Below are 5669 nucleotides of genomic sequence, written 5' to 3' on the forward strand. Positions count from 1 at the left end.
GCGCACGATCGCGGCACCGGTGGCCTCGTCGCCGAAGAGCTCGAGCTTGTCGAACGCCTTGGCGCCGGCCTGCAGCAGGGCCACGCCACCGCCGGGGACGATGCCCTCCTCGACGGCCGCCTTCGCGTTGCGAACGGCGTCCTCGATGCGGTGCTTGCGCTCCTTGAGCTCGACCTCGGTCGCCGCGCCGGCCTTGATGACGGCCACGCCGCCGGCCAGCTTGGCGAGACGCTCCTGGAGCTTCTCACGGTCGTAGTCGGAGTCGGTGTTCTCGATCTCGGCACGGATCTGGTTGACCCGGCCCGCGATCTGGTCCGGGTCGCCGGCACCGTCGACGATGGTGGTCTCGTCCTTGGTGACGATGACCTGGCGAGCGCGGCCGAGCTGGTCCAGCGTGGTGGACTCCAGCTTGAGGCCGAGGTCCTCGCTGATGACCTGGGCACCGGTCAGGATGCCGATGTCGCCCAGCATGGCCTTGCGGCGGTCGCCGAAGCCCGGAGCCTTGACGGCGACCGAGCGGAACAGACCACGGATCTTGTTGACGACCAGGGTGGCCAGGGCCTCGCCCTCGACGTCCTCGGCGATGATCAGCAGCGGCTTGCCTGCCTGCACGACCTTGTCGAGAACCGGGAGCAGGTCCTTGTTGGCGGACACCTTGGAGTTGACGACGAGGATGTAGGGGTCGTCGAGGACGGCCTCCATACGCTCCGGGTCGGTCACGAAGTACATCGAGGTGAGGCCCTTGTCGAAGCGCATACCCTCGGTGAGCTCAAGCTCGAGGCCGAAGGTGTTGCTCTCCTCGACGGTGATGACACCTTCCTTGCCGACCTTGTCCATCGCCTCGGCGATCATCTCGCCGATCTGGGCGTCGCCCGCGGAGATGGAGGCGGTGGAGGCGATCTGCGCCTTCGTCTCCACGTCCTTGGCCAGCTTGGAGAGCTCTTCCGAGACGCGCTCCACGGCGGCCTCGATGCCCTTCTTCAGGGCCATCGGGTTGGCGCCAGCGGCAACGTTGCGAAGACCCTCACGTACGAGAGCCTGAGCGAGCACGGTGGCAGTCGTGGTGCCGTCACCCGCGACGTCGTCGGTCTTCTTGGCGACTTCCTTGACGAGCTCGGCCCCGATCTTCTCCCACGGGTCTTCGAGCTCGATCTCCTTGGCGATGGAGACACCGTCGTTGGTGATAGTGGGGGCGCCCCACTTCTTCTCCAGAACGACGTTACGGCCCTTCGGGCCGAGGGTCACCTTGACGGCGTCCGCGAGCTGGTTCATACCACGCTCGAGACCGCGCCTGGCGTCCTCGTTAAACGCGATCATCTTGGCTGCCATACGGCTAGACCTCCCAAACACAGGGTGGCTTGCACCGGATCGAGCCGACGCCCGCGACGGCATGTGGGCCCACGACTCCGTTCGGCGGGCCCCATCGCCTCGATCCAGGTTGGCACTCTCGAACCGGGAGTGCCAACAAACTGTTTAGCACTCTACCCTGTCGAGTGCAAGCTGCGGGTCGTTGACCTGCGTGCCACTCGGCAAAGCCCGGCCCGCCGATTGGGACGGCGAACCGGGCCGATGTCGTGGAGATCCACGCAGACTGCGCTGCCGCGGGATCCGCTGACATTTCCCGACAAGTTCACGGGATGGCTACGTCAGACCGCCCGGACGGACTCCGCCTGGGGGCCCTTCTGCCCTTGGGTGATCTCGAACTCGACCCGCTGGCCCTGCTCGAGGGCACGGTATCCATCCATCATGATTGCGGAGTAATGGACGAACACATCCTTACCACCGTCTACCGCGATGAAGCCGTAGCCCTTGTCCGCGTTGAACCATTTGACGGTGCCCTGCGCCACTTGCGACTCCTCTTACTGGACTTGAGGACAACACCCATTCCTCTCGCGAAGTCCTCAATCTCCGAGGCGGAGACAACGCCTACGTCGATCGTTCTCGACCATACCTGTGGGACACCATGGGGCAACAGAGTCAAGCGCCAAACTACTGCTTTACGTGCCCTTTTATCATCCTCATCGGGATTGGCTCTCACGATTAGTTAGTTAAAGATTCCATTATTTCCTTCCGTCACAGATATGGGCTCGCGCCACAAAACACAACACCCGCACGCGGCCGGAGCCGGAGCGGGTGTCATGAGGAAGCCTGGAAGGGCCCGCAAGAAGCACGGGAGGGTCGCCCGGGTCTGCCCGAGCGCCCGGCAGGGCCCCGGGCGCGTCAGGGCGTGCTGGAAGGATCAGCCCCCGGCGACGGCCGGGATGATGGAGACCTGGACGCCGGACGGCGTGGCCGTGTCGAGGTTGTCGACAAAACGGACGTCCTCATCCCCGACGTAGACATTGACAAAACGGCGAATCTTGCCCGTTTCATCAAAGATGCGCGCCCCGATCCCGGGGAAGTCCGCGTCCAGCTTCTGCAGAACGTCGCGAAGAGTCTCGCCCTCCCCGTTCACCTCGGCGGCACCATCGGTGTAGGTCCGCAGAATCGTCGGAATCCGCACAGAAACGCTCATAATTCAGTACCTTTCACGATTTCTAGGCGATAACCGCACGGAATGCGTCAAGAGAGGGCCGAATGACTGCGGTGGGACGCGCCTGGCCGGCCACCGCGTCGAGGGTCTTCAGACCGTCACCGGTGTTGAGGACCACGGTCTCCGCGTCGGGGTCGAGTCGTCCCGCGGCGACCAGCTTGCGCAGCACACCGACGGTGACACCGCCCGCCGTCTCGGCGAAGATGCCCTCGGTCCTGGCCAGCAGCCGGATCGCGTCGACGATCTCGGTGTCCGTGACGTCCTCCACCGCACCGCCGGTGCGCCGGGCGATGTCCAGCACATAGGGGCCGTCCGCCGGATTGCCGATCGCCAGCGACTTGGCGATCGTGTCCGGCTTGACCGGGCGGATCACGTCGAGGCCCGCCTTGTAGGCGGTGGAGACCGGCGAGCACCCCTCCGCCTGGGCCGCGAAGATCTTGTAAGGCTTCTCCTCGACGAGGCCGAGGCCGATCAGCTCCTTGAAGGCCTTGTCGATCTTCGTGAGCTGGGAGCCGGACGCGACGGGGATGACGATCTGGTCCGGGATCCGCCAGCCGAGCTGCTCGGCGATCTCGTAGGCCAGGGTCTTGGAGCCCTCCGCGTAGTAGGGGCGAAGATTGACGTTGGCAAAGCCCCACTGGTCGCCCAGCTCGTCGCCGATGAGCTCGGAGCAGAAGCGGTTCACGTCGTCGTAGGTGCCCTCGATGGCGATGAGCCGGCCCCCGTACACCGAAGCCATGACGATCTTGGCTTCCTCCAGGTCCGCGGGAATGAACACGCAGGCGTCCAGCCCGGCGCGGGCGGCCGCGGCGGTGACCGCGCCCGCCAGGTTGCCGGTGGAGGAGCAGGAAAGGGTGTGGAAACCGAAGTTGCGGGCCGCCTCGACGGCCATGGCCACCACGCGGTCCTTGAAGGAGTGCGTGGGATTGCCGGAGTCGTCTTTCACGTGCAGCGAGCGGATGCCCAGCTCGCGGGCGAGGTTGTCGGCCTTGACGAGCTTCGTCCAGCCCGGGGCCATGTTGGGCTTGGAGGTCACATCGACCGGAACCGGCAGCAGGGAACGGTAGCGCCAGATGTTGGTCGGTCCCTCGGCGATCTGCTCCCGGGTCACGCGCCCGAAGTCATAGGCGATCTCGAGGGGTCCAAAACACTCGATACAGGCGAAGATCGGACCGAGGTCGTAGCGGGCACCACATTCGCGACAGGAGAGAGCCACGGCGGGGCCGAAGTCGAGCGAGGTGGTGTTCTCAGTGGTTGCGAGCGCCATGAAGGGAGGCCTTTCCCTCATCTTCGTCTGCGACCACCCTGGTCACAGACCGGAATTGGCACCTGTCTCGGCTGACCTCGTCAGATTACGAGTCTTGAACCGAGATGGTTGCCGGGGCTTCGCAGGGCCGGTCCCTCCACCCCTCTGGATGAGCAAATATTCAATTAGGGGCCTGACGAGCAGGTCCTACGCACTCTACCCCGCCCTGCCGCGATCCTGACCACTCGTCTCACTTTTCGAGACATGGCGTGTTGCCTGTCGGACGGCCTCTCTCCGACCTTCCACCCGTGAGTCTCACGCCGGCACGCCCCGCTGTCGGTGTGGCGTCCACGTTTATATGACGCAATCGACATAATGAGACGACCGGCCCGGTCAGGACGGGTGCCTGGATGCCTTCACTCCGACGACCCGCGGACACCGGCCCTCCGCCGCCACCCACGCGTCTGTCGCTCGGCGAGAGCACGCCGCCAATGTCCCGCGTCCGTCCGGCAGGAGAAACACATGCGGTTTGCTGTACGAATGGGAACGGCGGCCGCCCTCGTGATGGGCCCGATCATGCCCGCCGAGGCGCTCGGCATCCCGTCCGTGGCCGTCCGGAGGGTCGCCGAGGACCCGCCCCCCTCCAACAAGAACATCAACAACTCAAACACCTCCGGAAAGGACGGCGGCTCCTCCGGGAAAGCCGCGTCCTCCGGGAGCGACGGCTCCTCCGTGAACAACACCAACAACAACGGGATCCCGCCCGCGTTGAAGAACGTCACGTCGCTCCGGGTCCTGCCCTGGGACCCCCGCCAGAACAACAATGTCCGGATACTTGTGCACTGTCCTCCCGTATCGAACCACGCGATCATCGGTTCCACCGCGTTCAATCTCAAGGGTTCGCGGCGGATCTACCGGGAGGTGGGGCTGGGGCTCTCCGACAGGGGCCTCGGACACCGCAGCGCCTCCATCTCCTACTTCGCCCTGCCGGGAGACCATGAGGTCTGCCTGAAGTGCGTGAAGGTCACGATGAACCAGCAGACCCGCCTCAGGACGATCCACGTGGTCGGCCGGGACTCCGTCCCTCTCCTGGTGCGCAGGTTCAGGATCGAGCAGTTCTTCGACTGACCGCGCCCCGGGCGTTGATCTCCCAGGAGCGCGATCGCCGCGGCGGGAGGGAGGTCACGGTGTCTTGTAGGTCAGCTTGTAGGAGCCGGAGCCGCTCGCGGAGACCACCCGATAGCGGTAACACCCGGGCGCGCCGGTGTAGCTGATCTTCTCATCGGGGTTCGGGCTGTCGGAGGTGGCGACCGTACTCCAGGCCGAACCGTTCCGCTTCTCCAGGAAAAGATCGAAGTCGATACCGCTGTCGGCGTCCAGGCAACCGGTGTGCAGACCGGCGACGGTCGTCTTGTAAGGCTGACCGGCCGGCTCGTAGACGGGTTGATCGCCCTCGTTCAGGACGCCGGTGGCGTTCTTCGGCAGGCCCGTGCAGGCGCTCTCGTCCGGTGGGACGGCGTTGCTGTCGGTCACCAGGGTCAGGCCGTACGTCGTGAGCATCTCGTTGATCGGCTGAAAGTAGGTGATCCCACCGTCGACGCAGTCGCCGGAGCCGCCGGAGGTGACCCCTTGGGCCTGGTCCACCGAGATGAAGGAACCGCCGGAGTCACCGGCCTCGGCACAGACACTGGTGCGGGTCACCCCGAAGACCGTGCCCTGGGGATAGGTGACGCTGGCGTCGCGCTGCCGGATGACACCGCACTGCCAGTCGGTGGTGGAGCCCGACCGGCAGACCGAGGCGCCCTCGATCGCCTCCCTGGAACCGGCGACGGGAACGGTGCCGCCGCTGCCGTTGTTCACCACCGGCCTGAGCAGCCAGTTGGCGTTCAC

The 5669-nt window shown here is 65.4% G+C and carries 6 protein-coding genes and 1 riboswitch; of the genes, 1 reads left to right on the forward strand and 5 read right to left on the reverse strand.

Going from position 1 to position 5669, the window contains the following annotated elements:
- From groL to thrC, 4 genes are all read right to left on the reverse strand, one after another.
- Positions 1-1329: chaperonin GroEL (gene groL / locus CHC08_RS47390; protein WP_089213908.1), on the reverse strand; the 1329-nt coding region annotated here is incomplete at its 3' end.
- 317 nt (positions 1330-1646) lie between these two features.
- The gene (locus tag CHC08_RS47395) at positions 1647-1847 is read right to left on the reverse strand and encodes a cold-shock protein (RefSeq protein ID WP_012895270.1); all 201 of its coding nucleotides are present in this window, start codon (positions 1845-1847) and stop codon (positions 1647-1649) included.
- A gap of 392 nt (positions 1848-2239) precedes the next feature.
- On the reverse strand, positions 2240-2515 hold the full coding sequence (locus CHC08_RS47400) for a MoaD/ThiS family protein (RefSeq protein WP_089213909.1): 276 nt from the start codon (positions 2513-2515) through the stop codon (positions 2240-2242).
- Between the two features lie 22 nt (positions 2516-2537).
- Positions 2538-3800, reverse strand: a complete 1263-nt coding sequence (thrC, locus tag CHC08_RS47405; protein WP_089213910.1) for a threonine synthase — start codon at positions 3798-3800, stop codon at positions 2538-2540.
- A gap of 14 nt (positions 3801-3814) precedes the next feature.
- Positions 3815-3955: riboswitch (SAM riboswitch) on the reverse strand.
- Between the two features lie 346 nt (positions 3956-4301).
- Between thrC and CHC08_RS47410 the strand changes: the two genes are divergently transcribed.
- Complete coding sequence (locus CHC08_RS47410) at positions 4302-4907, forward strand: hypothetical protein (protein ID WP_143653714.1); 606 nt, start codon at positions 4302-4304, stop codon at positions 4905-4907.
- A gap of 54 nt (positions 4908-4961) precedes the next feature.
- Here CHC08_RS47410 and CHC08_RS47415 read toward each other — a convergent pair.
- Positions 4962-5669: S1 family peptidase (locus CHC08_RS47415; RefSeq protein WP_143653715.1), on the reverse strand; the 708-nt coding region annotated here is incomplete at its 5' end.

It is taken from the genome of Streptosporangium subroseum (assembly GCF_900188345.1).
GTDB lineage: Bacteria > Actinomycetota > Actinomycetes > Streptosporangiales > Streptosporangiaceae > Streptosporangium > Streptosporangium subroseum.